The 26,724-nt window shown below is 73.3% G+C and carries 30 protein-coding genes; 12 read left to right on the top strand and 18 right to left on the bottom strand.

Annotated elements, in window-relative coordinates; all coding sequences use genetic code 11:
- Window positions 1-11: 11 nt before the first annotated feature.
- A complete protein-coding gene (locus JQN83_RS29320; protein WP_208570420.1) occupies window positions 12-494 on the bottom strand; it encodes a DUF2231 domain-containing protein in 483 nt (160 codons plus the stop codon).
- A gap of 209 nt (window positions 495-703) precedes the next feature.
- Here JQN83_RS29320 and JQN83_RS29315 point away from each other — a divergent pair, with 209 nt between their 5' ends.
- Window positions 704-1,555, top strand: a complete 852-nt coding sequence (locus JQN83_RS29315; RefSeq protein WP_208570385.1) for an oxygenase MpaB family protein — start codon at window positions 704-706, stop codon at window positions 1,553-1,555.
- Between the two features lie 60 nt (window positions 1,556-1,615).
- Here JQN83_RS29315 and JQN83_RS29310 read toward each other — a convergent pair whose 3' ends face one another.
- The 10 genes from JQN83_RS29310 to JQN83_RS29265 form a co-directional block, all read right to left on the bottom strand.
- Complete coding sequence (locus tag JQN83_RS29310; protein WP_208570419.1) at window positions 1,616-2,476, bottom strand: RecB family exonuclease; 861 nt, start codon at window positions 2,474-2,476, stop codon at window positions 1,616-1,618.
- A gap of 126 nt (window positions 2,477-2,602) precedes the next feature.
- A complete protein-coding gene (locus tag JQN83_RS29305) occupies window positions 2,603-3,217 on the bottom strand; it encodes a MarC family protein (RefSeq protein WP_208570384.1) in 615 nt (204 codons plus the stop codon).
- Between the two features lie 40 nt (window positions 3,218-3,257).
- Window positions 3,258-4,124: a PHP domain-containing protein gene (locus tag JQN83_RS29300; protein WP_208570383.1), complete on the bottom strand. Its 867-nt coding sequence runs from the start codon at window positions 4,122-4,124 to the stop codon at window positions 3,258-3,260.
- Between the two features lie 35 nt (window positions 4,125-4,159).
- Window positions 4,160-5,404 (bottom strand): serine/threonine-protein kinase, encoded by a 1,245-nt coding sequence (locus JQN83_RS29295; RefSeq protein WP_208570382.1) that lies wholly within the window; start codon window positions 5,402-5,404, stop codon window positions 4,160-4,162.
- Window positions 5,401-6,237: a SigE family RNA polymerase sigma factor gene (locus tag JQN83_RS33515; RefSeq protein WP_307799872.1), complete on the bottom strand. Its 837-nt coding sequence runs from the start codon at window positions 6,235-6,237 to the stop codon at window positions 5,401-5,403. The genes JQN83_RS29295 and JQN83_RS33515 overlap by 4 nt, the downstream gene beginning before the upstream one ends.
- A 103-nt stretch (window positions 6,238-6,340) precedes the next feature.
- The gene (locus tag JQN83_RS29285) at window positions 6,341-7,207 is read right to left on the bottom strand and encodes a PH domain-containing protein (RefSeq protein ID WP_208570381.1); all 867 of its coding nucleotides are present in this window, start codon (window positions 7,205-7,207) and stop codon (window positions 6,341-6,343) included.
- A 6-nt stretch (window positions 7,208-7,213) separates the two neighbouring features.
- On the bottom strand, window positions 7,214-7,372 hold the full coding sequence (locus JQN83_RS29280) for a hypothetical protein (protein WP_165942702.1): 159 nt from the start codon (window positions 7,370-7,372) through the stop codon (window positions 7,214-7,216).
- A 116-nt stretch (window positions 7,373-7,488) separates the two neighbouring features.
- A complete protein-coding gene (locus JQN83_RS29275) occupies window positions 7,489-8,181 on the bottom strand; it encodes a DUF6758 family protein (protein WP_307799879.1) in 693 nt (230 codons plus the stop codon).
- Window positions 8,182-8,340: 159 nt separating this feature from the next.
- A complete protein-coding gene (locus tag JQN83_RS29270) occupies window positions 8,341-8,964 on the bottom strand; it encodes a TrmH family RNA methyltransferase (protein WP_208570380.1) in 624 nt (207 codons plus the stop codon).
- A gap of 98 nt (window positions 8,965-9,062) precedes the next feature.
- A complete protein-coding gene (locus JQN83_RS29265; RefSeq protein ID WP_208570379.1) occupies window positions 9,063-9,632 on the bottom strand; it encodes a hypothetical protein in 570 nt (189 codons plus the stop codon).
- A 751-nt stretch (window positions 9,633-10,383) separates the two neighbouring features.
- Here JQN83_RS29265 and trxA point away from each other — a divergent pair.
- The 4 genes from trxA to JQN83_RS29245 all read left to right on the top strand — a co-directional run bounded on the left by trxA (window position 10,384) and on the right by JQN83_RS29245 (window position 13,106).
- Window positions 10,384-10,746, top strand: a complete 363-nt coding sequence (gene trxA, locus JQN83_RS29260) for a thioredoxin (protein WP_088647038.1) — start codon at window positions 10,384-10,386, stop codon at window positions 10,744-10,746.
- A 70-nt stretch (window positions 10,747-10,816) separates the two neighbouring features.
- A complete protein-coding gene (locus JQN83_RS29255) occupies window positions 10,817-11,863 on the top strand; it encodes an Rv2578c family radical SAM protein (RefSeq protein WP_208570378.1) in 1,047 nt (348 codons plus the stop codon).
- An 82-nt stretch (window positions 11,864-11,945) separates the two neighbouring features.
- A complete protein-coding gene (locus tag JQN83_RS29250; protein WP_208570377.1) occupies window positions 11,946-12,353 on the top strand; it encodes a CoA-binding protein in 408 nt (135 codons plus the stop codon).
- Between the two features lie 126 nt (window positions 12,354-12,479).
- Window positions 12,480-13,106 carry a DUF4190 domain-containing protein gene (locus JQN83_RS29245; RefSeq protein ID WP_208570376.1) on the top strand — a complete coding sequence of 209 codons (627 nt, stop codon included), beginning with the start codon at window positions 12,480-12,482 and terminating at the stop codon, window positions 13,104-13,106.
- Here the strand turns inward: JQN83_RS29245 and JQN83_RS29240 are convergent, their stop codons facing one another.
- Window positions 13,107-13,943, bottom strand: a complete 837-nt coding sequence (locus JQN83_RS29240; protein WP_208570417.1) for an SDR family NAD(P)-dependent oxidoreductase — start codon at window positions 13,941-13,943, stop codon at window positions 13,107-13,109.
- A 184-nt stretch (window positions 13,944-14,127) separates the two neighbouring features.
- Between JQN83_RS29240 and JQN83_RS29235 the strand changes: the two genes are divergently transcribed.
- Both JQN83_RS29235 and JQN83_RS29230 read left to right on the top strand, forming a co-directional pair.
- Window positions 14,128-14,691, top strand: a complete 564-nt coding sequence (locus tag JQN83_RS29235; protein WP_208570375.1) for a DUF4190 domain-containing protein — start codon at window positions 14,128-14,130, stop codon at window positions 14,689-14,691.
- Window positions 14,692-14,923: 232 nt separating this feature from the next.
- Window positions 14,924-15,748: an SDR family NAD(P)-dependent oxidoreductase gene (locus JQN83_RS29230; protein WP_208570416.1), complete on the top strand. Its 825-nt coding sequence runs from the start codon at window positions 14,924-14,926 to the stop codon at window positions 15,746-15,748.
- A 98-nt stretch (window positions 15,749-15,846) separates the two neighbouring features.
- On the opposite strand, the gene JQN83_RS29225 is transcribed toward JQN83_RS29230, so the two are convergent.
- Window positions 15,847-16,989 carry a helix-turn-helix domain-containing protein gene (locus JQN83_RS29225; RefSeq protein WP_208570374.1) on the bottom strand — a complete coding sequence of 381 codons (1,143 nt, stop codon included), beginning with the start codon at window positions 16,987-16,989 and terminating at the stop codon, window positions 15,847-15,849.
- A 407-nt stretch (window positions 16,990-17,396) separates the two neighbouring features.
- Here JQN83_RS29225 and JQN83_RS29220 point away from each other — a divergent pair, with 407 nt between their 5' ends.
- Complete coding sequence (locus JQN83_RS29220) at window positions 17,397-17,618, top strand: winged helix-turn-helix domain-containing protein (protein WP_208570373.1); 222 nt, start codon at window positions 17,397-17,399, stop codon at window positions 17,616-17,618.
- Between the two features lie 191 nt (window positions 17,619-17,809).
- Window positions 17,810-17,977, top strand: a complete 168-nt coding sequence (locus JQN83_RS29215; protein ID WP_208570372.1) for a hypothetical protein — start codon at window positions 17,810-17,812, stop codon at window positions 17,975-17,977.
- 85 nt (window positions 17,978-18,062) lie between these two features.
- Here JQN83_RS29215 and JQN83_RS29210 read toward each other — a convergent pair whose 3' ends face one another.
- The 4 genes from JQN83_RS29210 to JQN83_RS29195 form a co-directional block, all read right to left on the bottom strand.
- The gene (locus JQN83_RS29210) at window positions 18,063-20,306 is read right to left on the bottom strand and encodes an APC family permease (protein WP_208570371.1); all 2,244 of its coding nucleotides are present in this window, start codon (window positions 20,304-20,306) and stop codon (window positions 18,063-18,065) included.
- Between the two features lie 66 nt (window positions 20,307-20,372).
- Window positions 20,373-21,332 (bottom strand): DMT family transporter, encoded by a 960-nt coding sequence (locus tag JQN83_RS29205; RefSeq protein ID WP_208570370.1) that lies wholly within the window; start codon window positions 21,330-21,332, stop codon window positions 20,373-20,375.
- Between the two features lie 53 nt (window positions 21,333-21,385).
- Window positions 21,386-21,850 carry a hypothetical protein gene (locus tag JQN83_RS29200; protein WP_244253460.1) on the bottom strand — a complete coding sequence of 155 codons (465 nt, stop codon included), beginning with the start codon at window positions 21,848-21,850 and terminating at the stop codon, window positions 21,386-21,388.
- 86 nt (window positions 21,851-21,936) lie between these two features.
- A complete protein-coding gene (locus JQN83_RS29195; protein WP_208570368.1) occupies window positions 21,937-22,806 on the bottom strand; it encodes a PhzF family phenazine biosynthesis protein in 870 nt (289 codons plus the stop codon).
- Between the two features lie 33 nt (window positions 22,807-22,839).
- Here JQN83_RS29195 and JQN83_RS29190 point away from each other — a divergent pair, with 33 nt between their 5' ends.
- The 3 genes from JQN83_RS29190 to JQN83_RS29180 all read left to right on the top strand — a co-directional run bounded on the left by JQN83_RS29190 (window position 22,840) and on the right by JQN83_RS29180 (window position 26,155).
- A complete protein-coding gene (locus tag JQN83_RS29190) occupies window positions 22,840-24,156 on the top strand; it encodes a magnesium transporter MgtE N-terminal domain-containing protein (RefSeq protein WP_208570367.1) in 1,317 nt (438 codons plus the stop codon).
- Window positions 24,149-24,784, top strand: coding sequence for a DUF1003 domain-containing protein (locus tag JQN83_RS29185; RefSeq protein WP_208570366.1), 636 nt, complete (start codon window positions 24,149-24,151; stop codon window positions 24,782-24,784). The genes JQN83_RS29190 and JQN83_RS29185 overlap by 8 nt, the downstream gene beginning before the upstream one ends.
- A 225-nt stretch (window positions 24,785-25,009) precedes the next feature.
- Window positions 25,010-26,155: an Mrp/NBP35 family ATP-binding protein gene (locus tag JQN83_RS29180; RefSeq protein ID WP_208570365.1), complete on the top strand. Its 1,146-nt coding sequence runs from the start codon at window positions 25,010-25,012 to the stop codon at window positions 26,153-26,155.
- A 105-nt stretch (window positions 26,156-26,260) separates the two neighbouring features.
- Here JQN83_RS29180 and JQN83_RS29175 read toward each other — a convergent pair whose 3' ends face one another.
- Complete coding sequence (locus tag JQN83_RS29175; protein WP_208570364.1) at window positions 26,261-26,692, bottom strand: twin-arginine translocase TatA/TatE family subunit; 432 nt, start codon at window positions 26,690-26,692, stop codon at window positions 26,261-26,263.
- Between the last annotated feature and the right edge of the window lie 32 nt (window positions 26,693-26,724).

Below are 26,724 nucleotides of genomic sequence, written 5' to 3'. Positions count from 1 at the left end.
CGGGCGACTGGTCAGAACGTGTTGCTCCACACCGAGGCGGCACCGCTGTCCCCGGTGAGATAGACGTAGACGAGCGCGAAAACCGACAGCACCACGACGATCGCGGTGAGGACCCAGGGCGCCCAGCCGGGCAGGTTCGGGGTACGCACCCGACTGCTGGTCACCGCCAGCAGCAGCAGCGCCGCCACGGCCAGCCCGATGGTGAACCACTGCAGCGTCTCGCCGTACTCGGAATGTTCGTGGATCTTGGCGAGTAGCTCGGGCGAGTAGCCCTTCGCCCGCAGCGCCTCCTCGAACGCCTCCCCCGATTCGGTCGCCACCCAGGCGAGGACCGGGGTGATCACGGCCAGGATGGCCACCGCCCAGTCAAGGCGGGGCCGCCAGCGCGGCATCAGCCCGTAGGCGCTGGCCAGCAGCGCGAGCAGTGGGACGAAGACGACCACGGCATGGACCACCAGGACGTGACCTGGCAGACCGTTGATCTCCTTGAACACCGACACCTCCGAGCGTGGAATGCGGGTTGCGGCAGACAGCGTACGTCGAGCCTGGTATCGCAGCGTCTCGCCGTACGCGTACACGTGGTGGCGGAGGTTCCGGTTCACCGCGTCCCGGCCTGTCCCCGGCCCGTCCCGCACCCGCTGGTTCCGGGCGAGGGTCACGATGACGGACGGCGGTACCTCGTCGAGCGTGGCACTGTTGACGGGTGGACACCGACGATCTCGGCCTCTTCGGTCCCGGTTCGGTCACCTGGAAGGTGCACGACGAACCGATCATGATCGTCGCCGGCCTGCGTTCCCTCTATCTTCAGACCCTGCACCCCCGGGCGATGGCCGGGGTGGCCCAGAACAGCAACTACCGGTCGGACGCCTGGGGGCGGCTGGTCCGCACCGGCACGTACATCGACACGGTGAACTACGGCACCACCGCCGAGGCCGAGACGGCCGGTCGGCGGTTGCGGGCCCTGCACGCCCGGCTGCGCGCCACCGACCCGTTCACCGGGGAGCGGTTCCGGATCGACGAGCCGGACCTGCTGCGCTGGGTGCACGTCACCGGGGCCGAGTCGTTCGTCGGCACCGCCCGCCGGGCCGGCCTGTCGCTGACCGACGCCGAGGTGGACGGATATTACGCCGAGCAGCGGCGGGCCGCCGCACTCGTCGGGCTCGACCCGGCCGGGGTGCCCGGCAGCGCCGCCGAGGTGGCCGACTACTACCGGACGGTCCGGCCCGAGCTGCGGATGACCAGGGAGGCGGCGGAGACCGCCCTGTTCCTGACCGCCCCGCCGATCCCGTGGAAGCTCAGCCGGCCGGCCCGGCTCGGGTTGAACCTGGGGCCACCGCGCTGGGCGTACTTCGGGGTGGCCGGCACGGCGCTCGGGCTGCTGCCACCGTGGGCGCTGCGACTCTACGGCGGGCTGGGGCTGCCCACCACCGCGCTGTCGGCCGACCTGAGCGTCCGCACGCTGCGACTGGCCCTGACGGCGTTGCCGCGCACCTGGCGGGAGAGCCCGATCCGGCAGACCGCGAAGGACCGTGCCGTCCGCCTCACCGCCGCCTGATCGACCACGTGGCGGCGGTCGTGCCGGACCGGACGCGTCGACCTCGACGGAGCCGGCCGGTCAGTCGGCCAGCGGGGCGGCGGGGCGGTCGGCCTGCGGAGCGGTGGGGCGGTCGATCGCCGACCACGGCTCCCGGCCGGGGGTCTGCGCGCCGACCGGGCAGGTACGCCGGTAGTCGCACCAGCCGCAGCGGGGCCCGGCGACGGCAGGGAACGCCTCGTCCGGGTCGGTTCCGTCGGCCACCGACCGCTCGGCGGCCATGATGTCCCGGGCGGTGTCCTCGGCGCGGCTGAGCTGCCGGGTCAGCGACTCGACGGTGTGATCGTGTCCGGCGACGGTGCCGGTCGGCAGATGGTGCAGCTCCACCCGGCGGCAGGGTCGGCGGAACGTCCGCTCGGCGGCGTACGCGTAGAGGGCCAGTGCCTGCGAGCCGCGCGCGTCGTCGGCGTCCAGCCCGGTGCGGCCGGTCTTGTAGTCGACGATGACCAGTTCGGGACCGTCCGGGCCGGGGCGGGAGTCGATCCGGTCGGCCCGCCCGTTGAAGGCCAGCACGGCGGTCTTGACGGCGACCACGCGTTCCACACCCAGCGGGTCGTCGCCGGGGTCGAGGGTGGCGACGTACCCCTCCAGCCAGCCCAGCGCCCGCTGGTAGGCCGCCCGCTCCTGCTCGTCGTCGCGGTAGCCCTCGCGGACCCAGGTGCCCTTGAGCAGGGCGGGCAGCGCCTCGGGACGACGCCGGTCGGTGGGCAGCGCATACCAGTTCTTCAGGGCGGTGTGCACGCTCGCGCCGAGCGAGTTGTGCGCCCACGGCGGCCCCTTGGGCGGGGCGGGCCGGTCCAGGTAGGCGTAGCGGTAGCGGCGGGGGCAGTCGGCGTACGCGCCGAGTTTGCTGGGTGTGCAGGTGAAGAGCCGTTCGGGCATGCCGGCGAAGCCGAGTTGCTCGGGTTGGCCGGAGCGGGGCCGGGGAGTACCGGCGGAGGAGGCTCGTCGCACCCCGGTGATCCTGCCAGCCCGGTGCGACAGCCCGGCGGCGGCACGGCGGGCGACTCAGCTCATGTTCACGTACTGGGTGACGAAGGCGGCCACCGCGTCGGCGATGAGCTGCACCGCGATGGCGGCCAGCAGCAGGCCGGCGATCCGGGTCAGCACCTCGATGCCGCCCGGCCGGAGGATCTTGACGATGCCGCCGGAGAACCGCAGCACGATCCAGACCGCCAGCATCACCGCGACGATCGCGGCGGCGATCGCCGAGACCTGTCCCACCCCGTCGGCCTGCTGCACGAACAGCATGGTCGCCACGATCGCGCCGGGGCCGGCCAGCAGCGGGGTGCCCAACGGCACCAGGGCGATGTTGGAGGTGGCCTGCTGGCTGGGGTCGTCGGCCTTGCCGGTGAGCAGTTCCAGCGCGACCAGGATCAGCAGCAGGCCACCGGCCGCCTGCAACGCCGGCAGGTCGACGTGCAGGTAGGCGAGGAGGGTCTGGCCGGCGACGGCGAAGACCACGATGACGCCGAGCGCCAACGCGACCGCCTGCCAGGCGGCCCGGTTACGGTCACGGGCCGGCAGCGGGCCGGTCAGGGCGAGGAAGATCGGCATCATGCCCGGCGGGTCGACGATGACCAGCAGGGTCACGAAGACCTCACCGAAGAGCTTGAGATCCACCGGACGAGGGTAGCGGTGCCGCTGGCAGGCGGAACGCGGATCAGCCGGAAGCGACGCCGGTCACTCCGGAGGACGCCGCGACGATCCGCTCGTACGCCTCCACCGCGGTGGTGTGCGCGCCCAGCCGGACGGTCTTGTGGCTGCCGTGGAAGTCCGACGAGCCGGTGACCAGCAGGCCCAGGTCGGTGGCGAGCCGCCGGACGTGCGCCGCCTCGGCGGGGGTGTGGTCCTCGTGGTCGGCCTCCAGGCCGGCGAGCCCCGCGTCGGCCAGCTCGGCGATCAGCAGGTCCGGGACGATCCGCCCCCGCCGGCTGGCCCGGGGATGGGCGAACACCGGCACGCCGCCGGCCGCCCGGACCAGGGCCACGGCCCGGAACACGTCGATGTCGTCCTTGGGTAGCCGGTACCGCTGCCCCAGCCACTGCGGGCCGAACGCCTCGGTGGTGGTGGTGACCAGGCCGGACCGGATCAGCGCGGCGGCGATGTGCGGGCGACCCACCGTGCCTCCGTCGGCGGCGGCCAGGATCTCCGGCCAGCTCACGTCGATCCCGTCGGCGCGCAGCAGCTCGACGATCCGTTCCCCGCGTACCTCCCGGGCCTGCCGTACCCGGGCCAGCTCGGCGACCAACTCCGGGTGCTCCGGATCGAACAGGTACGCCAGCAGGTGCAGCGGCAGCGCCGGTTCGGCACCGTGCCAGCGGCAGGACAGCTCCGCCCCCCGCACGAGGCTGAGCCCGGCCGGTAACGCGTCGACCGCCGCCGCCCACCCGGCGGTGGTGTCGTGGTCGGTGATCGCCACGACGTCCAACCCGGCGTCGGCGGCGGCCCGGACCAGCTCGGCCGGGCCGAGCGTGCCGTCGCTGGCGGTGGAGTGGGCGTGCAGGTCGATCAGCGGGCGTGCGGGCATGGTCCCGACGCTACCGGCGGGCGGGTCGGGGCAGGTCACCCGGTGCCGGCCACCACCACCGGTCGGGCGTCGGCCCCGGCCCCGGCCACCGGGGTGGGGGTGGCCGGCCTGCCCGCCAGCACCTCGTCGGGACGCACCCGGGCGAGGTTTCCGTCCCCGTCGACGTACGCCGCATGGTGGTCGTCGGTCCAGACCACCGCACCGCCGATCGCCGGGCCGGCGCCGCGTGGGGCCGGGGCGGTGCCGGCCAGGTCGACCAGGATGGCGTCGTCGGATCCGGCGAGTCGGCCGTTGACCAGCAACCACCGTCCGTCGGGAGAGACCGCGCCCCGGCCGTCGGCGGTCGGGGTCACGTCGCACCGGGTGCTCGCCGGGGCCAGGTCGGGGTCGAGCAGGGCCAGGCAGCTCCCGCTGCCGACCCGCACCCGGGCGACCAGCCGGCCGTCCGGCCTGGTCCCGTAGACCTCCTGGACGTCCGGCGCGACGATGCCGGGCGGCCCCGCCGGGCTCCACCGCCACCACAGGTGACCACCCTCGGCGGCGGCCCGCAGCAGGACCCGGTCGCCGACCACCCGGACCGGGACCGCGTCGACGGACGGCCCGGCGACGGAGGCGATGAGCTGCCCGGCCACGATCCCGGCGGCGAAGAGTCGGCCGCCGTCGCGCCAGGCCACCTGCCGGCTGTCGGGTGAGAGCACGATCTCGTCGGCACCGGCGAGCAACGCCTGCGGTTTCCCGCCCGAGGGCACCACCCAGAGGGTACGGCCGGCAGCGGTGACCGCCCCGGTCAGCAGCCAGCCGCCGCGGTCGGGCAGGCGTTGCGCGCGTTCGACCGGCCCGATCCCCAGCTCGTACCGCTGCCCGGCGGCGGTGACCAGCGCACCGGCCACGATCAGGTCGACCTCGCCGTCGGTCGGCCGGTCCGCCGGGTGGGGAGCGACCGGCTCGGGGGACAGGGTGGCCACCCCCTGCGGGTCGCCGAGCACGACGGTCGGGGCGGTGGGCTGGTCCGCCTGCCCACCGAGCTGGGTCATGCCGCCGGCCGCCAGGGCGGTCACGATGCTGGCCAGGGTGAGCCCGGCGACCGTGCGCCGCCGCCTGACCCGCCGGGCCCGGCCGAGCGCCAACCCGGCCGGGTCGACGGGGAGCCGGTGCGGCACCGCGACCCGCTGGGACAACGTCTCCCGCAGCGCCCGCTCCAGCTCGTCGTCGTGCGTCACGAGGAGTTGACGCCCCGACCCGTCGGTCTGGTTGCCGGGCCGCGACGGTGCGGGCTTCATCGGGTCTCCGCGGCGAGCGGCGCGGTCGGGATCGGCAGGACGCCCGCGCCCACCGGCCGGGGCGACGCCGGGCCGGCACCCGCCCGCTCCCCGGGTACGACGCGCGCCGCGCCGGCCCGCCCCGTCCCCGTCCGGGCCGGTGCACCGGGGCGGGCCGGCATCCCCCCGGTGTGGCCCGGCACAGGCTCGCCCGGGGTGCCCGGTGCGGATGTCCGGGTCTGCCCGGTGGTACGCCCGGGTGACGGCGGCCGGGAGGCCGTAACTGCCCCGGTGGGCGTGGTCCGGGTGGTCGTGGCTGTGGTCGGACGGGTGACCGGTTCGGGGGTCAGGTCGTGCAACGCCTCCGCCCCGAGCCGGCGGCGCAGGGTGGCCAGGGCCCGGGACGTCTGGCTCTTCACCGTGCCGGGGGAGATCTCCAGCAGGGCCGCCGTCTGGGCCTCCGACAGGTCCTCGTAGTAGCGCAACACCAGCACGGCACGTTGCCGGGCGGGTAACGCCCGCAGGTGCCGCCAGAGGACGTCGCGGTCGAGCTGCTGCTCGATCTCGTCCACTCCGGCCCGCTCGGGCAGCACCTCGGTGGGCCGCTCACCGTGCCACCGCCGCCGCCACCAACTGGTGGACGTGTTGACCAGCACCCGCCGGGCGTACGGTTCGACCGCCTCGATCCCACCCAGGCGCCGCCAGGCCAGGTACGTCTTGGTCAACGCGGTCTGGAGGAGGTCCTCGGCGGTGGCCCAGTCCCCGGCGAGCAGGTAGGCGGTCCGCAGCAGGGCACTGGAGCGCGCCGCGACGAAGTCACGGAACTCGTCCTCCAGCGGATCCCGGTCGGCCACCGCTCACCTCCGCACGCCGTCCCGCCTGGCAGACTGCCATGCCGGGGATCACCCGGTCGACGGCGGAAGGTGTGCAGTTCGTCCGACGGACGGACGACACGTGTCAGGCGCCGTCGTCGGCCTTGGCCTCGTCGGCCTCCTTGCCCAACCGGGCCTCGACCGCCTGCGGCTCGTACATCTCCTCGACCACTCGCAGGTAGAGCTCGTTCGGGTTGGGCAGGTTCTTGATCTCCCGTAGCGCCTGCTCCTGGCCGGCGGACTCCAGCACGAAGGTGCCGTAGTTGAGTGCCCGGCCGGTCGGGGTCTGCTCGTACTTCATGTCGGTGACCCGGGCCAGCGGCATCATGGCGACCTTGCGCGTGACGATGCCGTTGACCACCATGACCCGCTTGTTGGTCAGGATGAACCGGTCGTACCACCAGTCGGCGACCTTCCAGGCGACCCAGCCCATCACCGCGAACCAGAGCAGCACGGCGATGGTGGTGAGGGCGCCGACGTCCTGCCCGGCGAGGAAGCCGGAGAGGTAGCCGAGGATGAAGGTGGCCGCCACGCCGACGACGATCGGGGTGGCGAGGTGGATCCAGTGCCGCTTCCACTCGCCCCGGTAGCGCTCGGTCGGGAAGAGGTAGCGGGCGACGAGGGAGCTGGGCTCGTCCTCCAGGGGGAGCACCCGGCGGGGGGCCATGCCCTGGGAGTCGGACCGCAGACCGGACAGCTCCTCTTCGGAGATGACCGGCGGTTGGTAGCCCGCCTCCGGATCACGGACCCAGGTCCGCCCCTGACCCCCGAATCCCGGGACGTCGCCGTAGCCGGCGTCGTCCGAGAAGGACGGTCCACTGGCGGGTCCCGCCCCGGACCCGTAGGCCGGCCCGTCGTCGGGTCGGTACCTCGGGATGGGTTCGGTGTCCCGCTCCCGGCGGTCCCGGCCGGGATCGTCCGGGTCGAACGGGGGTCCGGAGGGGCTGCCCATCGGCGGCTAGGCGACGAGGCTCGTGAAGAAGTCACCGAAGCCCTGGGCGATGTCCACGATGCCACCGCCGAGCGACTTGAAGACGTCCGCTGCCGAGTTTGGCCGGTAGGCAACGAAGAAGATCAAGAATGCGATACCGGCCCAGGTGAGGACCTTCTTGACCATAGCGGGCCATCCTCTCGCGCGGCGCCGGGTCCGTTTACCGCAGCGGCACCCAGAGTATCAGCATGATGTCGTAGCGTGAATATCTGCGTCCCATCTCCGACTCACCCGGAGGGCCGTCAAGCCCCTCCGTGCAGGTACGGGGACGGTGCGCCGAACACGAGCTCGGGCGGAGTCCACTCGGTGAGGTCGTGCAGGACGACATCTTCCGCGAGGAGGTGACCCGCGCTCGCCGGCCAGGCTATCGCATGAAGCCACATTCCCCGAGCCTCACCGGCGTACGCGCTTCGATCCGTGGCGGAATTGACCAACCACAGTGGAGTCGGATGACCGCCCACCCGGATCCGCGCCGGCTCGACGTGCTCGGGATGACCAGGGCCGGGACCCGGCCCGGCCAGCACCTCCGTCAACTCTGGACCGGGGTCCGGACCGGCCAGCCCGGCGAATCGGGTGCCCAGTCCGACCCCGGGCTCCTCCGCCACCAGAACCAGTTCGGCCGGACCGCCACCGAGGGGCGCCGGACCGGCGCACGCGACGGCGGTGGCCCGGACGCCACCGGCCTCGTCCCCGGCCCAGGCCACCCCGGTGACCGTCCAGCCGGCCGGCAGCGGCCACGGGCACCACAGCGGCAGCGCGGGCCGCTCTGGGCCACCCTCGGCAGCCACCCGCTCCACCACGCTCGCCACGATCTCGGCGTCGATGTGCTCGGGCACGTGCAGCGGGGCGACCGGCCCACAACGGACGCAGCGCGACTCACCGTGCATCAGGTCCGGTGGGCGCACCTGCCCCGCACACCTCGGACAACTCACCATGACACTCACATCCCCACCGTGGCCCGACGATGCGGGTCCGTCAAGCCGACCCCGCCGACCCGCCGCCACCTTTCCCACTACGGTGTCCCGCCCAGCCGGCGAGGACCGGGGCAGCCGCCCGGGGCCGGGTCGGCCACGGTCCGACCGGCGGCGTGCCGGTCAGGACGGCGGGGCGGCGGCGTGGGCGCGGATCCAGGCGTGCATGGCGATGCCGCTGGCCACCCCGGCGTTGATCGACCGGGTCGAGCCGTACTGGGCGATCGAGAAGAGCTGGTCGCAGGCGGCCCGCGCGGCGTCGGACAGGCCGGGGCCCTCCTGGCCGAAGAGCAGCACGCAGCGCCGGGGCAGGGTGGTGGTCTCCAGCGGCCGGGAACCGGGCAGGTTGTCGATGCCGACCACCGGCAGGTCGTGCCCGCCGGCCCAGCCGACGAACTCCTCGATCGTCGGATGGTGCCGGACGTGCTGGTAGCGGTCGGTCACCATCGCGCCCCGACGGTTCCACCGCCGCAGCCCGACGATGTGCACCTCGGCGGCGAGGAACGCGTTGGCGTTCCGGACCACCGTGCCGATGTTGAAGTCGTGCTGCCAGTTCTCGATGGCGACGTGGAAGTCGTGTCGCCGCTCGTCCAGGTCGGCCACGACGGCCTCCCGCCGCCAGTAGCGGTAGCGGTCCACCACGTTGCGCCGGTCGCCCGCCGCGAGCAGCTCCGGGTCGTAGCGTGGGTCGTCCGGCAGGTCGCCGACCCACGGTCCGACACCCACGTCGAGCTGGTCCTCGGTCACGATTGCCAGAGGGTACGGCCCGCCGCCGCCACCGCCGCACGCCACCCCGGCCGACACCACGACGGGTCCGGCGGCACCACCGGTCGACGGTGCACCTGTCAGCGCAGGTCCAGGGCGTCGCCGAGGCGGTCCAGGAAGCGCCGGTGGCTCGGTTGCGGGGTGCCGGTCCGGCAGACCCGCACCGCCACCGACTCCACCCACTGCCGGTACGCGGCGGAGTCGGCCGGGTCGGCCCGGCGGCGCAGCACCCGCACGGCGGCCCGGCACACCTGTGGCAGCTCCGCCGGATCGGCGAGCCCGCCGGCCAGGGCCGCCGCACTGCCGGTCGGGACCGCCGCACTGTCGGTCGGGGCGGTCGCGCTGCCGGTCGGGGCGGTCGCACCGTCGTGCCGGGCGTAGATCGCGGCGGCCACGGCGCGTACCAGGTCACTGTCGGAGGCCCGACCGGCGGCGACGGCGTCCAGTCCGACGAGACCGGCGGCGACGTCCCGGGCCGGACGACCGGGACCGGGCGACGCGGCGGCCACCAGCACCCGGCCGGGCAGGGTGGTGAGCAGGTCCCACTCGACGGCGGAGTAGGCGGCGGTGGTCAGCGGTGCGGCACGCCGTCCGGCAGAGGGCGGCTCTCCGGCGAGGGAGTGGCTCATCAGGACCTCCGCCGTCAGCATATGCCCACCGCGACGGGCGACGGGCCGGTCCTGCCTCGATCCGCCCCACAGCCGGCCTCGAACCGCCCGGGGCGGGCCTCGAAACGCCGTGGCGCGCCGTGGCGGCCGGACCGGAAGACGCCCGACTGGCCCTCGTCGTGGTTGTTGCGGGTCTGCGTCCTGCCCGCCGACGGGTGACGACGCCCTGCCGGGCCCTGGCCGACGAGCCGACGGGGTCCGACCCGGCGCGTCTTACCGCAGCTTCCCGCCTTAGCGGTGGTTAAGGAGATGCCGGGGGCGTGGGGGCCGGGGAAATGTCACACCGGGCCCCACCCGGGGGGAGACGCAATGAGCGGCGGGGCCCTCCCCGGCACCCGCCGCCCACGCTCTGATGTCGAAGATTCTGCCCCATCGAAGCGATGAACGGACAGAGACGGAGGTCACATTTATCTTTTCGTAACAATACGGAGAGTCATTATTGATCAACGAGAGAGCGATCTCCGCAGGTGAAGTAGCACCTTGTCAGACCACAAATCGATGCGTGTTCGCTGGTCCGGGGGGCGATCTCCCTGGAAACGCTCCCATCACGGGCGGTCACGCAAATGCGTCATGCAAGTGCAGTCCGCATGCGCACATCGACCGACGCGGTTCGATGAGCATGATCGGGCCGTCCCGAGCGTGCCGGTTTCGGCGTCCCCCACCCGGGAATTTGCCGGGGTACCACCTGGTTCTACCGGACGGAAAACGCAATCTGCGCTGATCGGAGAGTCCAATGGCAACCGTTGAGCTGACCACGGCCAACTTCGACGAGGTGACCGAGAGCAGCGGCATCGTGCTGGTCGACTTCTGGGCCGAGTGGTGTGGCCCGTGCAAGCGGTTCGCCCCGGTCTATGAGCGTTCGTCGGAAAAGCACCCCGACATCACCTTCGGCAAGGTCGACACCGAGGCGCAGCAGGAGCTGGGGGCCAAGTTCGACATCCGCTCCATCCCGACGATCATGGCGATCCGGGACGGCGTGATCGTCTTCGCCCAGCCGGGCGCGCTGCCCGAGTCGGCCCTGGAGAACCTGATCGAGCAGGTCCAGGCCCTCGACATGGACGACGTGCGTAAGCAGCTGGCCAACCACCAGCACTGAGCACCGCACCCGCGGCCGGGCCACGTCAGGTCACTTGCGTTCCGGTCGCACACATGTTCGAATAATCGGCATGCGCTGGGATCACCTCTCCGCTCCCCCGGACGAGGAGCATCCCGACCGGGCAGCGCCAGCGACGCCACCCCTGCCGCTGGCGCTGCCCGGAGCGATCGTCCGCACCTTCGACACCCCTGACTTCGCCGGGATGACCTTCTACGAGGTGCAGGCAAAGTCGATCATCAATCGGGTGCCGGGCGAGTCACGGGTGCCGTTCAGCTGGACGATCAACCCCTACCGGGGCTGCACCCACGCCTGTGTCTACTGCTTCGCGCGCAGCTCCCACACCTATCTCGATCTCGACGCCGGGGCGGACTTCGACCGCAAGGTGATCGTCAAGGTCAACGCCGGGGAGCTGGTCCGCCGCGAGTTGGCCGCCCCGCGCTGGCGTGGCGCGGCCATCGCGATGGGCACCAACGTCGACTGCTACCAGCGGGCCGAGGGCCGTTACCGGCTGCTGCCGCCGATCATCGAGGCGCTGCGCGACTTCGCCAACCCGTTCTCGATCCTCACCAAGGGCACCCTGATCCTGCGCGACCTGCCGCTGCTGCGGCAGGCCGCCGAGGTCACCCGGGTCAGCCTGTCGTTCTCGGTCGGCTTCGTCGACGAGGCGCTGTGGCGGGCGGTGGAGCCCGGCACCCCGAGCCCGGCCCGCCGGCTCGACGCGGTGCGCCGGCTCACCGACGCCGGCTTCGAGGTGGGGGTGCTGATGGCACCGATCCTGCCCGGCCTCAGCGACGACGACGAGTCGATCGACGCCACCGTCGCGGCGATCGCCGCCGCAGGCGCCACCGGCGTCACCCCGCTGACCCTGCACCTGCGTCCCGGTGCCCGCCAGTGGTATGCGTACTGGCTCGGTCGGGAGTTCCCCCACCTGGTCCCCCGCTATCGCGAGCTGTACCGGTCCGGGGCCTACCCGCCGCAGGCGTACCAGCGGGAGGTGACCGCCCGGGTGCGGATCGCGGCTCGCCGGCACGGCCTGCCCCAGGGCGGACCCGGCGACACGCGCCGGCCCCCGGACCCGTCGCCCACGCCCACCGGCGAACAGCTCGCCCTGCTCTGACCGTCCGCGACGGTGACCATGCCCCCACCCGGCGCTGCGCTGCGCGCAGGACGGTTCCGACCCTCGGAGCTAGGCTCGGCGGATGCGGACCGCCCAGCAGCTCCTCGCCGACTCAGCCGTGATCGCCGTCGTGGGTGCGTCCCGCGACCCGGGCAAGGCCGCACACCGGGTGCCGGCGCAGATGCAGCGGTACGGCTGGCGGATCATCCCGGTCAACCCGACGGTGGACGAGTTGTTCGGTGAGCGGGCGTACGCCTCACTGGCCGACATCCCGCACCCGGTGGACCTGGTGAACGTCTTCCGACCGGCCCGGGACGCGGTGGAGGTGGTCCGTCAGGCGGTCGCGATCGGTGCTCCGGCGGTCTGGCTACAGCTCGGCATCGTCTCGGCCGAGGCGCGGCGGATCGCCGAGGAGGCCGGCATCGACTACGTCGAGGACCGTTGTCTGATCGTCGAACGGGCCGCCGCCGGTCTCAGCCGGCTCGGCTGAGACCGACGCCGATCCGGAGCCGGACCCGCCGGCGACCCGTCCCGCCAACCGCCGGGAAAAGGTGCACCGCTACCGGTAGCGTCCGCAGGGGAAAGGGCCACTGAACTGCGGCGGAAGGCGGACACCGTGAGTACGCCACCGGGGGGACCGGAGCAGCCCCCATCGCCGTACGAACCGCCCCGGCCCGACCCGTCGCCCTGGGCGCAGCCCACCGGACCGTCCCCGTCGGGCCACCCGGCCGAACCACCGCCGACCGGTGAGCCGGCCGAACCGCCGCAGTCCGCTCCGCCGACCCCACCATCATGGGGACAGCCACCGCCGGACGAGCCGCCGCCGTGGGGACAGCCACCGCCGGACGAGCCGCCGGACCGGACACCGCCGGCTCCCGCCGAACCACCCTGGGGGCAGCCGACGCCGGGCGAACAGCCCTGGGGACAGCAACAGTGGGGGCGACAGCCGTGGGAGCAGCCGGCGTACCCGCCGTCCGGGCAGTACGGGCGGCCCGGCGGTGCAACCAACGTGCTGGCGATCCTGTCCCTGGTCCTCGCCTTCGTCTTCGCCCCGGCCGGCATCGTCCTCGGCCACCTGGCCAAGCGGCAGATCCGCCGCACCGGCGAGGCGGGCGACCAGCTCGCCACCTGGGGGCTGGTCCTGGGCTACGCGTTCACCGTGATCGGGGTGCTCGTCTGCTGCGGCTGGCTGGCCCTCGTCGTGTGGGCCGGTGCCAGCGGCAGCAGCGACACCGGGTACTGATCAGCGGAACTGCGCCTCCCGGACGCTGTTGCCGCCGTCGACCACCAGCATCTGGCCGGTGATGTACGACGCCGCCGGCGAGCAGAGGAAACTGATCGCAGCGGCCACCTCGTCGGGGGTGCCGGGGCGGCCGACCGGGGTGCCCAACCCCTGCTTGATCTCCGCGATCGTGGACGCCGCCGTGTAGATCGTCCCCGGGGCCACCGCGTTCACCGTCACCCCGTCGGCGATCATCTCCATCGCCAGCGCCCGGGTCAGCCCGACCACCCCCGCCTTCGCCGCCGCGTACGCCGCCTCGGTGGGCAGCGCCTTGACCGGCCCGGCGGTCGCCGAGAGGTTGACGATCCGCCCCCAGCCCCGTTCGGCCATCCCGCCGATGAAGGCCCGGCTGCACAGGAACGCGGTGGTCAGGTTCCGGTCGATCTCGCCGCGCCACTCGTCATAGCTGAGCTGGGCCACCGGACGCAGCACCTCGGGGCTGGCCCGGCTGGCCAGGCCGGCGTTGTTGACCAGCACCTCGACGTCACCGAGCTGCTCGGCGACCGCGTCGGCCAGTGCACCGACCTCGGACTCGTCGGTCAGGTCGGCGACGAAGCCGGTCACGCCCAGTTCCCCGGCCCGGTCGTGGATGCGCCGGGTGGTGGAGACGATCGCCACCCGGGCACCCAGGTCGGCCAGTCGGCGGGCGGTCGCGTACCCGATGCCGTCCGCGCTGCCCGCACCGGTGACCAGCGCGACCCGGCCGTCCAGCCGCATGGTCACCGGGTCGGCCACCGGCACCGGCTCGTCCTGGCCGGCGTCGCTGCCGCCGCCGACGGCGCGGGTGCGCCGGGCCAGGCCGGGACGGCTCACGTCCCGCCTCGGTCGGCTGCCGGATCGGTCGGCCCCACGTGCGTCGATAGCCATGCCGCGATCCTGCCCGCTCGGTGCGACGTGGGCAACGAGCCACCACGGGCGGACCCCACCGCTGTTGCACCCTGGCTACCCTGACGGCGCACCTACATGCGACGGAGAAGATCAGATGACCTACCCCCCGCCCTCGGACGGCTGGCAGGACCCGGCATGGTCGGGCCACCAGCCCGATCCGACACTGCCGGCCAGCGGCCCACCGGTTTCCGCCCAACCGATCGGCAAGGACCCGTACGCCCCGGCTGACCCGTACGCGGGTGCGCCGCTGATCCCCGGCCAGGCCGGCCCGGTCGACCCGTACGCCGCCGCAGCCGCCTACCCGCAACCGTCCGGTTACCCGCAGCCGGCCGGGTTCCCCGGCTACGGCGGCTACCAGCCCCCGCCCCCGCAGAGCGGCCTCGCCATCGCCTCGATGATCGTCTCGATCATCGGCGCGATCGGCCTGTGCGGTTACGGGCTCGGCGGCTACATCGGCATCATCGGCGCGATCCTCGGCCACGTGGCCCGCAAGCAGATCAGGGAGCGGGGCGAGGGCGGCGCCGGCTTCGCCACCGCCGGCATCGTCGTCGGCTGGATCTCCACCGTCATCGCGGTGCTGGCCACCATCGCCCTGGTGGTCTTCTTCGTCTGGCTGGCCAACCAGGAGTCGACGACCGGCTACGGCACCAGCTACTGAGCAGCGGGGCCGCCCCGGGACCCGGGGCGGCCCACCGGGTCACTGCCGCGATGGGGTGACGTGCGGGGTGCGCGCCGCCCGGCCGGGACCGCCAGGGCGCGTCGGTGTTCGCGGACCCGCAGGAGCGGCGGCGTCGATGGCCGCACCCCGTTGGACATGACAGGGACCCGACGGTCCCCGGGGCTTGGTGACCTCACGGTAACCTCGTGCCGTGACCGGGGTGAACGGACCTGTGGAAGATCTCGCCGGGCGGCGGACCGTGGTGGTGACCGGGGCCAGCTCCGGCATCGGCCTGGCCGCGTCCGTGGCGCTGGCCCGGCGGGGCGACCGGGTGGTGCTGGTCGGCCGGGACCCGGCCCGCCTCCAGGCCGCCGGTGACCGGGTACGCGAGGCGTCCGGCGAGCGCCCCGAACTCTTCCGCGCCGACTTCGCCGTGCTGGACGACGTACGCGGGCTCGCCGAGCGGCTGCGGGCGGCGTACGACCGGATCGACGTGCTGGCCAACAACGCCGGGGCGATCGTGTTGGAGCCGCTCACCACGGTCGACGGGTTCGAGCTGTCGATCCAGGCCAACCACCTGGCCCCGTTCCTGTTGAGCAACCTGCTGATCGACCGGGTCGGCCGGCTGGTGGTGACCGCCTCCGGTGCGCACCGCAGCGGGACCCTCGACCCCGACGACCTCAACGCCGCGCTGCGCCGTTACCGGCCGATGCGCGCGTACGGCACCAGCAAGCAGGCCAACATCCTGTTCGCCGCCGAGGCGGCCCGACGCTGGCCGGACGTGCCGGCGTACTCGTTCCACCCGGGGGTGGTGCGGACCCGGTTCGGCGCGGACAGCAGGCTGGTCGCCCTCGGCATGCGGGTGATGCCGTTCCGCAGCCCGGAGAAGGGCGCGGAGACCCTGCTCTGGTTGGCCAACCAGCCCGCGTCCCGGCTGGTCGACGGGGGCTACTACGCCGACCGGCGGCTGCGCCGGCCCTGGCCGCGCGCCGCCGACCCGGCGCTGGCCGCGCGCCTCTGGACCGCCAGCGCCACCGCCGTCGGCCTCGCCGCCTGACCCGGCCGCGCCGTCCCAGGCTCCCCACCCGCTGCTGCGCCTCGGGATCGCGGTAACCATCACGGATGCTCAGAAATGCTCGCCAGCACCCGATCGGTTCACCGGGTCAGGCCGACGATGGCGGCCAGCCGGGTCACGCCGGCCGCCGCCGGGCCGCTGCGGGTGATTTCGGCGATCACGGTACGGGCGTACGGTCGGTAACGAACCTCGGCAGGGGCGATCCGGTCGGCATCGAGGAGGGCCTGTCCGGCGGCAGCGACGTTGCCGGTCTGGAGGTAGGCGCGGGCGACATCGACAAGGTGGGCGGCCCGGTGCTCGGCGGGCAGGGCCGGCCAGTCGGCACGCCGGGCGGCCCGCTCATGCCGATAGATCGCTTCCTCCGTGTCGCCGAGGGTGAGGGCGGCGAGGGCCAGTGCCAGCAGCACGGCGGTGGGGCCGAAGGCGGTGTGATGCGGGTCGTCGGTTGTCCGGCGGTCGGCCAGGTCGGCGGCGTGGTTGAGGAGGTCATCGGCGTTGCGGCGATCGCCACCACTGGCGGCGGCGAGACCACCTTGTACCAGCAGAGTTCCGCGTACCGCGTCGTCTGTGGTGGTTTCCGCCGCCCTGACGCAAGCGGTCAGGGCGAGTCGGTCGCGGCTGAGAGCACGCAGTGCCTGGGCGACGGCGATGGTGGCGGTGCCGGTGCGGGTGGGATCGGTTGCTGCGGCGGTCACTGCGCGATCGGCGGCGAGCCAGGCGAGATCGGCTTCACCGAGCTTGACCAGCACCGATGCGGTGATCCGGTACGCGGGCACCAGCAACGTGGGGGCACCGTGGGCGGCGTCGAGCAGTGCGGGCAGGGACCGCAGTAGTTGTGCATAGTGGGCATGCTGGTAGGTCAGCCAGGCGTGCGCGAGGTGTCGTTCCACTTGATCGCCCGGGACGGCCCGGATCACTGGCCGGTGGTAGCGAGCCAGCGCGTCGCGGAGCGCGTCGACCCCGTCCAGGCCGGCGGCCGTTGACGGCGGAGGCTGGCGGGGACCGAGCAGGACGGCCGGGTCGAGGTGGAGCACTTCGGCGATCTCCTGGATCACCGAATACCGGTCCAGCGCTCGGACACCGCGTTCGACCTTGTCCACCCAGCTCTTCGACTTGCCGAGCCGATCGGCGAAGACCTGTTGGGTCATCCGTCGGCGTACCCGCCAGCGTGCCACCTGCCGCCCGATTGGCAACTCGGCACGCTCCCGCTGCACCAGGCTCATCGGTGCCGCTCCGTCGGCCGGCGGACGGCCTCGGTGGACCCGCCGCAGCGCGGACACCACCGGGATTTGACCCGGAATGCAAACAGCCCGACCAGAAAACCAGGCACCAATCCACCGAACACCATCGACACCACTGCGGGAGCTGCAAACGCTCTCACCTTGACCTCCTCGGAAGGGCGTGCAAGCGACCTGAACGAGCTCGTTGGTGGGTTGATCAGGTCCGGTGCCTGCCGAACCCGACCCGGGGGACAACTGAGCAGGCACCGGACGTGTGCTCCTCCTGGTGCGACCCGAGGACGAACACGACAGCAGCTTAATCAACTATGTCTACCTGGTCTAGCTTGCTCGACATAGTTGATGCAGCTTTCTGAAAGTGATCTACTCGGGGTGCGACCCGAGGAGTACAGATGCCCGCCAAGTACGAGCGGGTGGCCGAGGCCATCCGCGAGCAGATCCGGACCGGTGAACTCGCCGTGGGGGACAAACTCCCGTCCACCGCGGAACTCAAAGCCGAATACGACGTGTCCTACGGATCGATCCGTGGAGCGATGCTCGTCCTCAAGACCGAGGGCCTGGTCGAGGGACGCCAGGGCGAAGGCGTCTACGTGAAGGCGGTGCCGGCAGACTGATCCCACCCGTCGAAACGAGCAGGCCCTGCGGAGACACCCTGTCCTGTGGAGATCTGTTGCTGCTGGAGCGACAACAAGTCTCCCCGATCCTGCTCTCCCTGGCGGGCCCGGCGACGCGGTGCTCGACGGTCCGCCGGGGACCCGTCCGCGCGGCGCGCTCGGCAGGTGGCGTCGGTCGCTACAGTCGGGTCATGGCGCGTCACGTGCGGGTTGCGTATCCAGTGGCACTGCTGATCCTGGTCGTTGTCGGATTGATCGCGGATCTGCCGGTCTGGCAGGCGGCGCTCGTGGGGGCGGCTGCGATGACGCCGATCCTCCTGGTCGACCTCATCCTGACGCACCCCGGCAGGAGCGCATGATCGGGCGTGGGCAGTAGGCGAGGACGCCGCCACCCGGCCGGCCAACGGTGGCGTGGGCGACCGCCCCGCGCCGCCGGGATGGTCCTCACTCGACGACGTGGACCGGGACGGTGGTGACCACCACGCCGGGCAGCGCCCGCAGGGCCCGGCGCAGCCGGTGACCGGTGCGGTTGTGCAGCAGGCGGTGCCACGGCCGGCGCAGCACCACCTCCGGCACCACCACGGTCAGCACCAGCTCCGGCGCGGCGACGTGCAACGCCGCCAGATAGTGCGCCAACGGCCCGACCACCGCCCGGTACGGCGAGACGATCGTCTCCAACCGCACGTGGTCCCCCCAGGCCCGCCACTGCTCCCGGAACCGGTCCGCCTCGGCGTCCTCCGGGGCTAGGTGCACCGCCAGCGTCGGCCGACCCAGCGACACCGCGTACGCCAGGGCGCGCATCGAGGCCCGGTTGAGGCGTACCACCGGGACCACCACCAGGTGCCGCAGCTCCTGCGGCAGCTCCTCGACCTCGACGGACCTGCCCGCCGGAGGCCGGGGCGGCCCGACCCGGTGCCCCGTCGCGGTAGGCGGCGGGCCCTCTCCCGCCACCGGCTGCGGCCCCGCCCCAGGCTCCGCAGCTGCCGGCGGGGCTCGCAGGGCCAGGGCGGTGTGCAGGTCGCGGTAGTGCCGGTGGATCCGGCGGAAGAGCAGCACCAGCAGCGGTACGGCGACGACCACCACCCAGGCGCCCTCGGTGAACTTCGCCACCGCCGCGGTCAGCAGCACCAGGCCGGACAGGACCGCGCCCACCCCGTTGACCAGCGCCCGACGCCGCCAGCCGGCGTCCCGGTGCCGCCGCCAGTGCACCACCATGCCGCTCTGCGACAGGGTGAAGGCGAGGAACACCCCCACCGCGTACAGCGGGATCAGTTTCTCGGTGTGCCCGCCGAACGCGACGAACACCACGACCGCCGTCCCGGACAACGCCACCAGGCCGTTGCCGAACGCCAGCCGGTCGCCCAGGTGCAGGAAGCGGCGCGGCGCGTGACCGGCGCGGGCCATGAAGAACAGCAGCCGGGGAAAGTCGTTGAACGCGGTGTTCGCCGCCAGCAGCAGGATCAGCGCGGTGGTCGCCTGCACGACGGCGTACCAGGGGCCGGTCGGGAAGGTGACCCGGGCGAGCTGGGACAGCAGCGTCTCACCGGGGCGGGGCACCAGACCGGCCAGGTGGATCAGCAGGGTCAGCCCGGCGAAGAGGACCACCAGCATCGCCACCATCCAGGCCAGCGTGGTCCGCGCGTTGCGCCACTCCGTCGGGCGGAACGCCGGGACCGCGTTGGAGACCGCCTCGATGCCGGTCATCGACACCGCCCCGGAAGCGAACGCCCGCAGCACCAGCAGCAGGCCCAGACCCTCTGCCGCCGGCACGACCGGCGGGGCCACCGGTGTGAACCCCCGGCCGGCCGCCCGCAGGTAGCCGACCACCAGCAACCCCAGCACGGCGGCCACGAAGGCGTACGTGGGCAGGACGAAGATGTTGCCGGCGGTGCGTACCCCGCGCAGGTTGCCGGCGAGCAGCAGCAGGATCACCAGCACCCCGAGCGGCACGGTGAACGGCGTCAGCCCCGGCAACGCCGAGGTGACCGCGTGCAGGCCGGCGGCGATCGACACCGACACGGTCAGCACGTAGTCCAGCATCAGCCCGGCGGCGGCGGTCAACCCCGCCCCGACCCCCAGGTTGTCCCCCGCCACCAGGTACGACCCGGCCCCGTGCGGGTACGCCGGGATGGTCTGCCGGTAGGAGATCCCGACGGCCACCATCAACAGCACCAGCCCGGCCGACAGCGGCAGCGCCAGGCCCAGCGCCCCACTGCCGGCCAGCACCAGCACGGTCAGCAGCGCCTCCGGCCCGTACGCCACCGAGCTGAGCAGGTCGGAGGAGAGCACCGGCAGGGCCACCAGTTTGCGCATCCGCTCGTGCAGCACGGCGGCGCTGGCCAACGGTGGGCCGAGCACCACCCGCCGGACCCGGCCCAGCCGTCGGCCGAGGCGGGAGTCGGGGCGGTTCGCCGGTTCGGCGGCGATCAACCCGTCCCGCCCGCCCCGGCCACCCGGCTCCGGCTCGAACAGCGCGATCGGGGCCAGTCGGCTGAACCGGCCCGGGGCGGGACGGTTCCGGTAGCGGTCCAGCGTCGGGTCGACCGGCAGGGCGGGCCGGCTCCCGGTCCGCCAGTGCGCGCCGACCCGGCGCAGGGTGTCCACCTCGGCGGGGTCGAGCGGCGGGAACTCGGCCGACGGGGTGACCACGGTGCCGCTGCGGTCGTCGTCCACGGTGCGCCCCGACATCACCCCACCTCCCCCCGCACTCTCACGCGTGCCGGGGTCCCCTGCCCGTGGTTTGGGCGGAATCGCTCAGGAGGGCGGGGCGGCGTCGGCGGGGACCGCCGGCGGGGCGGGGCGACGGCCGGCGCGGGCCCCGCCGAGCACCACCACGGCCACCCCGGCGAGCAGCAGCGCCAACCCGGGCAGGGCGAACGGGCGCGGCAGCTGCCCCAGCCAGGCCCAGGCGATCAGTGCCGCACCGGGCGCCTCCAGCAGGATCAACACGCTGATCGTGGTCGCCGACACCCGGCGCAGCGCGTGGTTGAACATCGAGTGGCCGAGCAGTTGGGCCCCCACCACCAGCCCGGCGATCGCCAGCCAGGTGCTGGTGCCGTAGCCGTGCAGCCGTACCCCGCCGACCAGGCAGACGACCAGCAGGATCACCGCGCACACCCCGTAGCAGATGGTGGTGTAGGTGGCGGTGCTGATGGTGGCGCGGGCCCGTTCGCCGAAGGCGGTGTAGACGGCGGCGAACATCCCGCCGACCACCGCGAGCAGGTCACCGGCGAAGGCCCGGCCGGAGACGCCGACGTCCGCGCCGGTCGCCAGCACCGCGCCGGTCACCGCCAGCCCGATACCGACCCAGACGGCGTACGGCAGCCGCCGACCCTGCCAGCGGGCGATCAGCCCCTGCCAGACCGGCTGGGTGGCGCCCAGGGCGGTGGCCGCCGCGACCGAGGTGAGCTGGGCGCTCGGCATCCAGGTGGCGAAGTGCGCGGCCAACGCCACCCCGGACAGCACGCAGTACCAGCCCTCCCGACGGCCCGCCCCCACGGTCAGGGTGCGCAGCTCGGCCCGCCGGCGGACCAGCGTGAACGGGACGAGCACGGCGGCCGAGAGCAGGTTCCGCCACGCTGCGACGGCCAGCGCGGGAGCCGCCGCGAAGGCGATCAGCGGGGCCGACGACGAGACCGAGGCGACGGCGATCGCGAGCACACCGACGGTCAGCGGATCGACAGGTGGGCGCGGGTGCGGGGCAGCGGAGGACACGGTGCGTCATCCTCACACGGGCGGCGTCGCGGATGTGGACGCCGGGCGGTGGGTCAGCGGCGGCGGACCCGGTGCAGGCGGAACGGCTTGCGGGTGGCCCGGACCACGGCCGCGCCGCGCGGCTCGGCGGCGAGGGAGGCATCCGGCAGGGCCGACCCGGCGTCCGGCGGGCCGTCCGGGGCGAGGCGGGTCAGCGCGCAGCCGTCGGCCGCCCAGCGGGCCACCAGGTCGGCGGTCGGGCCGGAGGCGTTCAGCCGCTTCGCCGCCACCAGCGGTGCCGACGTCTCCCACTCCGGGGTGCCCGGGGCCAGCCGGGTCACCCGGGCCGGCCAGGTCACGATGCGTCCGCCGTGGTCGCCGCGCAGGGTCACCCGGGCGGCGTCGGCGTCGGCCAGGCCCGGCGCGGTCTGCTCCCCCGGCCCGCTGACCACGAACAACGCCCCCTCCAGGGGTACGCACCACAGCGCGGTCGCCGGCCCGTCCGCGACGCCCACCCATGCCACGGCGGCCTTCTTCATCGCCTCGTCGACCAGTGGCGTCGACCGGGAGGCATCCACCTCGTCCGTCACACCCGCATCCTCTCGCAGCTCCCACCCGATCGCGGTCAGCCCACGAACGGTGGGACGACGATCTCACCCCGGGCCACCGGCATCACCTGGCCGGCCACTGTCGTCCCGACCGCCATCCCGCCCTCGGCGGTCACCGTGCAGGTCAACGCGGACGGGCGGCCGATCTCGGTGCCCTGCCGGACGGCGTACCCGCTGCACCCCTCCCCGGGGAGCAGACCGCTGGCGACCAGCCACACCCCCAACCCCAGGGCGGCCGAGCCGGTGGCCGGGTCCTCCGGGATGCCGAGGCCGGGCACGAAGACCCGGGCGTGTGCGGTCTGCGTGTCGGCGTCCCAGGAGAAGACGCTGACGTGTTCGACTCCGTACCGCTGGGCCGCCGCCGCGTTGACCCGGGCGCGGGCCACCGCGTCCGGACGCACCGGGAGGTAGGGGAACTCCAGCCCGCAGCCGGCCACCCGGGGGGCCGGGCCGGTGTGGTCGTCGGCGGTGAGCCCGGCCATCTCCAGCAGCGGCTCGGGGTCGAGTTCCGGCCCGAGGGTGGGGGTGCCGCCGGTCAGGGTGGCTCCCGTCGCGGTCACCTCAAGGGGGAGCACCCCGGCGTGGCACTCCTGACTGACCGACCCGACCCCGAACAGCCCCCGGCGAACGGCGGTGACCGCCGCGCCCACGCTGGGGTGCCCGGCGAACGGCAGCTCCTCGGTCGGGGTGAAGATCCGGGCCCGGTAGGTGGCGCCCACCTGGGTCGGCGGCAGCACGAACACCGTCTCCGACAGGTTGAACTCCATCGCCAGCGCCTGCATCTGCTCGGTGGCCAGCGCTTCGGCGCCGAACACCACGGCCAGGGGGTTGCCGGCGAACGGGCGGTCGGTGAAGACGTCCACGATCTCGTAGGCCAGGGTCGACATGGTGATAAACACTAGGCGCTTAGGCTGGTGGCCGTGAGCACGCCGAACCGGGTCTACATCGCTCGACTCGCCGGAGTCGCCGTCTTCGACCCGAACGGCGACCAGGTGGGGCGGGTCCGCGACGCGGTCGCCCGGATCCGGCCGACCCAGCGCCCGCCCGAGGTGGTGGGGCTGGTGGCCGAGATGCCGATGCGCCGCCGGATCTTCCTGTCCATCAACCGGATCACCTCCATCGACCCCGACGCGGTCGTCCTCGGCAGCGGCACCCTTAACCTGCGCCGCTTCTCCAAACGCCCCAACGAGCTGCTCGTCCTCCAGGAGCTGCTGGACCGGCGGGTGCAGCTCGACCCGGGCGGCCAGCCCGGCGCGGTGGTGGACGTGGCGATGGAGCGCAGCCGGGGTGGCGAATGGGCGCTGTCCCGGGTCGCCGTCCGCGAGCAGACCAGCCGGTTGACCCGCCGTGGCCACCTGCACCAGGTCGACTGGGACCGGGTACGCGGGCTGAGCGGCATCGCCGACAACCGGGGCACCGCCAACCTGCTGGCGGTGCTGGAGGACATGCGCCCCGCCGACCTGGCCAACGCGCTCCAGGACCTGCCCGACGCCCGGCGCAACGAGGTCGCGGCGGCCCTCGACGACGAACGCCTCGCCGACGTGCTCGGCGAGCTGCCCGAACGCGACCAGGTGGAGATCCTCGCCGCGCTGGATCGGGAGCGGGCCGCCGACGTGCTGGAGGAGATGGATCCGGACGACGCCGCCGACCTGCTCAACGAGCTGCCCCCGCCCGAACAGGACGTGCTGCTCGACCTGATGGAACCGGACGAGGCCGACCCGGTCCGCCAACTGCTCAAGTACACCTCCGGTACGGCGGGCAGCGTGATGACCTCGGAGCCGGTGATCCTGCCGCCGGACGCCACGGTCGCCGAGGCACTGGCCCGGATCAGGGAGGAGCAGCTCTCCCCGGCGATCGCCGCGCAGGTCTTCGTGACCCGCGCCCCGATGACCACCCCGACGGGCCGTTACCTGGGCATCGTGCACTTCCAGCGGTTGCTGCGCGAGCCCCCGGCCGACCTGCTCGGCGGGATCGTGATCAACGACATCGACCCGCTGCGCCCGACCACCCCGTTGCCGGAGATAACCCGCCGGATGGCCACCTACGACCTGGTGGCGATGCCGGTGGTCGACCGGAACAACCGGCTGGTCGGCGCGGTCACCGTCGACGACGTGCTGGACCACTCGCTGCCCCGGGACTGGCGGGACCGCGACGCCATACCCACCCCGTCCGGCGACGACGGGTCGGAGCCCTCCGCCGCTGCGGCCGGACCGGCAGGCGGTGGCTCCGATGGCTGACCAGCGACGGGCCGAACGGCTGGACCAGCCGCGCGAACCCCGGGGCGTCAAGCTGCCCCGGTTCGACGCGGAGGCGTTCGGACGCTGGTCGGAGGGGATCGCCCGGGGGATGGGCACCGCGAACTTCATCGTCTACATGACGGTGGTGATCGCCCTGTGGTTCGGCTGGAACACCCTGGCCCCGGCGGACCTGCGCTTCGACCCGTACACCTTCACGTTCCTGACCCTGGTGTTGTCGTTGCAGGCGTCCTACGCGGCCCCGTTGATCCTGCTCGCGCAGAACCGGCAGACGGACCGGGACCGGGTGGCGCTGGAGGAGGACCGCCGCCGGGCGACCATGCAGAAGGCGGACACCGAGTACCTGGCCCGGGAGGTCGCCGCGCTGCGGATCGCCCTGGGCGAGGTGGCCACCCGGGATTTCCTCCGTTCCGAGCTGGTCCGGTTGGCCGAGGAGCTGGACGCGGCGGCGCAGCGCCGGCAGAAGCGGGAGTTGCGGCAGCCGGACCGGCCTACCGGGCGCCCCGGAGGTGGTGAGGGACGCTCCGGGGGTGGTGAGCCGCCGCTCGACGAGCCCCGGGACGATCTCGACGGCGACTACGTGCGCGACGGCCACCGCCCGGAGAGCTGAGCCCGCGACGCCGGACCGGCACGGGTGGGCTGGCGGGCGGCCCCGACCGGGGGTCGACCCCGCGTCGGTGACCCGCTTGTCGCGGTCCGGGAGCGCCAGCCGGTCCCGTACCTGATCGTCCAGGTTTGTCCGCGGAGCGGGGCGGGCCCGACCGTCCGATCGATTCGCTCACACCCGGCCCCGCTGCCGGCGGGCGTCCCGCCCGGCCGACGTAGCATTGCCCGCATGTCAGCTCCCGTCAGCACCCTCTCCGACGCGATCCAGGCCGCGCTGGCCACCGTCAACGACCCGGAGATCCGCCGGCCCATCACCGACCTCGGCATGGTCCGCTCCGCCGAGATCGGCGAGGACGGCGTGGTCCGGGTCGGGCTGCTGCTCACCGTGGCCGGCTGTCCGCTGAAGGACAAGCTGCGCGGGGACATCACCGCCGCCGTCGGCGCGGTGCCCGGGGTGACCGGCGTCGAGATCGACTTCGGGGTGATGAGCCCGGAGCAGCGGCAGGAGTTGCAGGGCAAGCTGCGCGGCGGCAGCACCGACGAGGCGGTGATCCCGTTCGCCCAGCCCGGCTCCCGCACCCGGGTCTACGCGGTGGCCAGCGGCAAGGGCGGCGTCGGCAAGTCCAGCGTCACGGTCAACCTGGCCGCCGCGCTGGCCGCCCGGGGCCTGTCCGTCGGTGTGGTCGACGCCGACATCTACGGCCACTCGGTGCCCCGGATGCTCGGCGCGGACGGCAAGCCCACCCGGGTGGAAGACATGATCATGCCGCCGCAGGCGAACGGCGTGAAGGTCATCTCGATCGGCATGTTCACCCCGGGCAACGCGGCCGTGGTATGGCGCGGCCCGATGCTGCACCGGGCGTTGCAGCAGTTCCTCGGTGACGTCTACTGGGGTGAGCTGGACGTCCTGCTGCTCGACCTGCCCCCGGGCACCGGCGACATCGCCATCTCGGTCGCCCAGCTGCTGCCGAACGCCGAGATCCTGGTGGTGACCACCCCGCAGGCCGCAGCCGCCGAGGTCGCCGAGCGGGCCGGCGCGATCTCCCTGCAGACCCACCAGCGGATCGTCGGTGTCATCGAGAACATGTCCTGGCTGGAGCTGCCGGACGGTTCCCGGATGGAGGTCTTCGGCGCCGGTGGCGGCCAGGAGGTGGCCGAGTCGCTGACCCGGACGATCGGCGCGCAGGTGCCGCTGCTGGGGCAGATCCCAATGGACACCCGGGTCCGTGAGGGCGGCGACGCCGGCATCCCGATCGTGCTGTCCGCACCGGACGCGCCCGCCGCGAAGGCGCTGCGTCAGGTCGCCGACCGGCTGGCGGTACGTCGCGAGTCGCTGCTCGGCAAGCCGCTGGGTCTCACCCCCGCCGGCCGCTGACCACATCCGCCCCGGCGGGCAGGTCTGATCCACTCAGGTGAGCCGATGTTGTGGTGTCCCCGGCCGGGGACACCGCAACCGGCCCGCACCGAGTGGATCAGTCCGTCAGGTGGCGTCGTCGTAGCTGGGGCGGGGGGCCGGCGCGGGAGCAGGAACGGCGGCGGTGCTCGTCGCGCTGCTCCGCCGGACGGCGGCGCGCGGGTCGACCCGGTCGGCGATGTCCTTGAGTTCCTCGTGCACCCCGGTGACATCCGCCCGCAGGTTGTCGTAGACACCCTGGAGTGGCTTGCGGATCGCCTGCTCGTCCTCCTCGCTGAGGAGGTGCTTGCGGATGAACGCCTTCGGGTGCAGATCCTCCAGCTGGATGTCGGTGCCCAGCTCACGGCTCAGGTCACCGGTCGCGTTGCGGGCCATGTTGCGCAGGTTACGCACCATCCGCAGGCCGTCGCTGATCACGTTGGGCAACCGGTCCCCGAAGATCAGCAACGCCAGGAGCAGCAGTACGCCGATCTCCCACCAGTTCAGGTTGTCGAGCACCGCGGGGCCTCCTCGTCGCGTCGTACCAAGAC

The organism is Micromonospora antibiotica (assembly GCF_017599305.1).
GTDB lineage: Bacteria > Actinomycetota > Actinomycetes > Mycobacteriales > Micromonosporaceae > Micromonospora > Micromonospora antibiotica.
The sequence above is the reverse complement of the archived record's forward strand: the minus strand, read 5'-3'. Positions and strand labels throughout refer to the sequence as shown.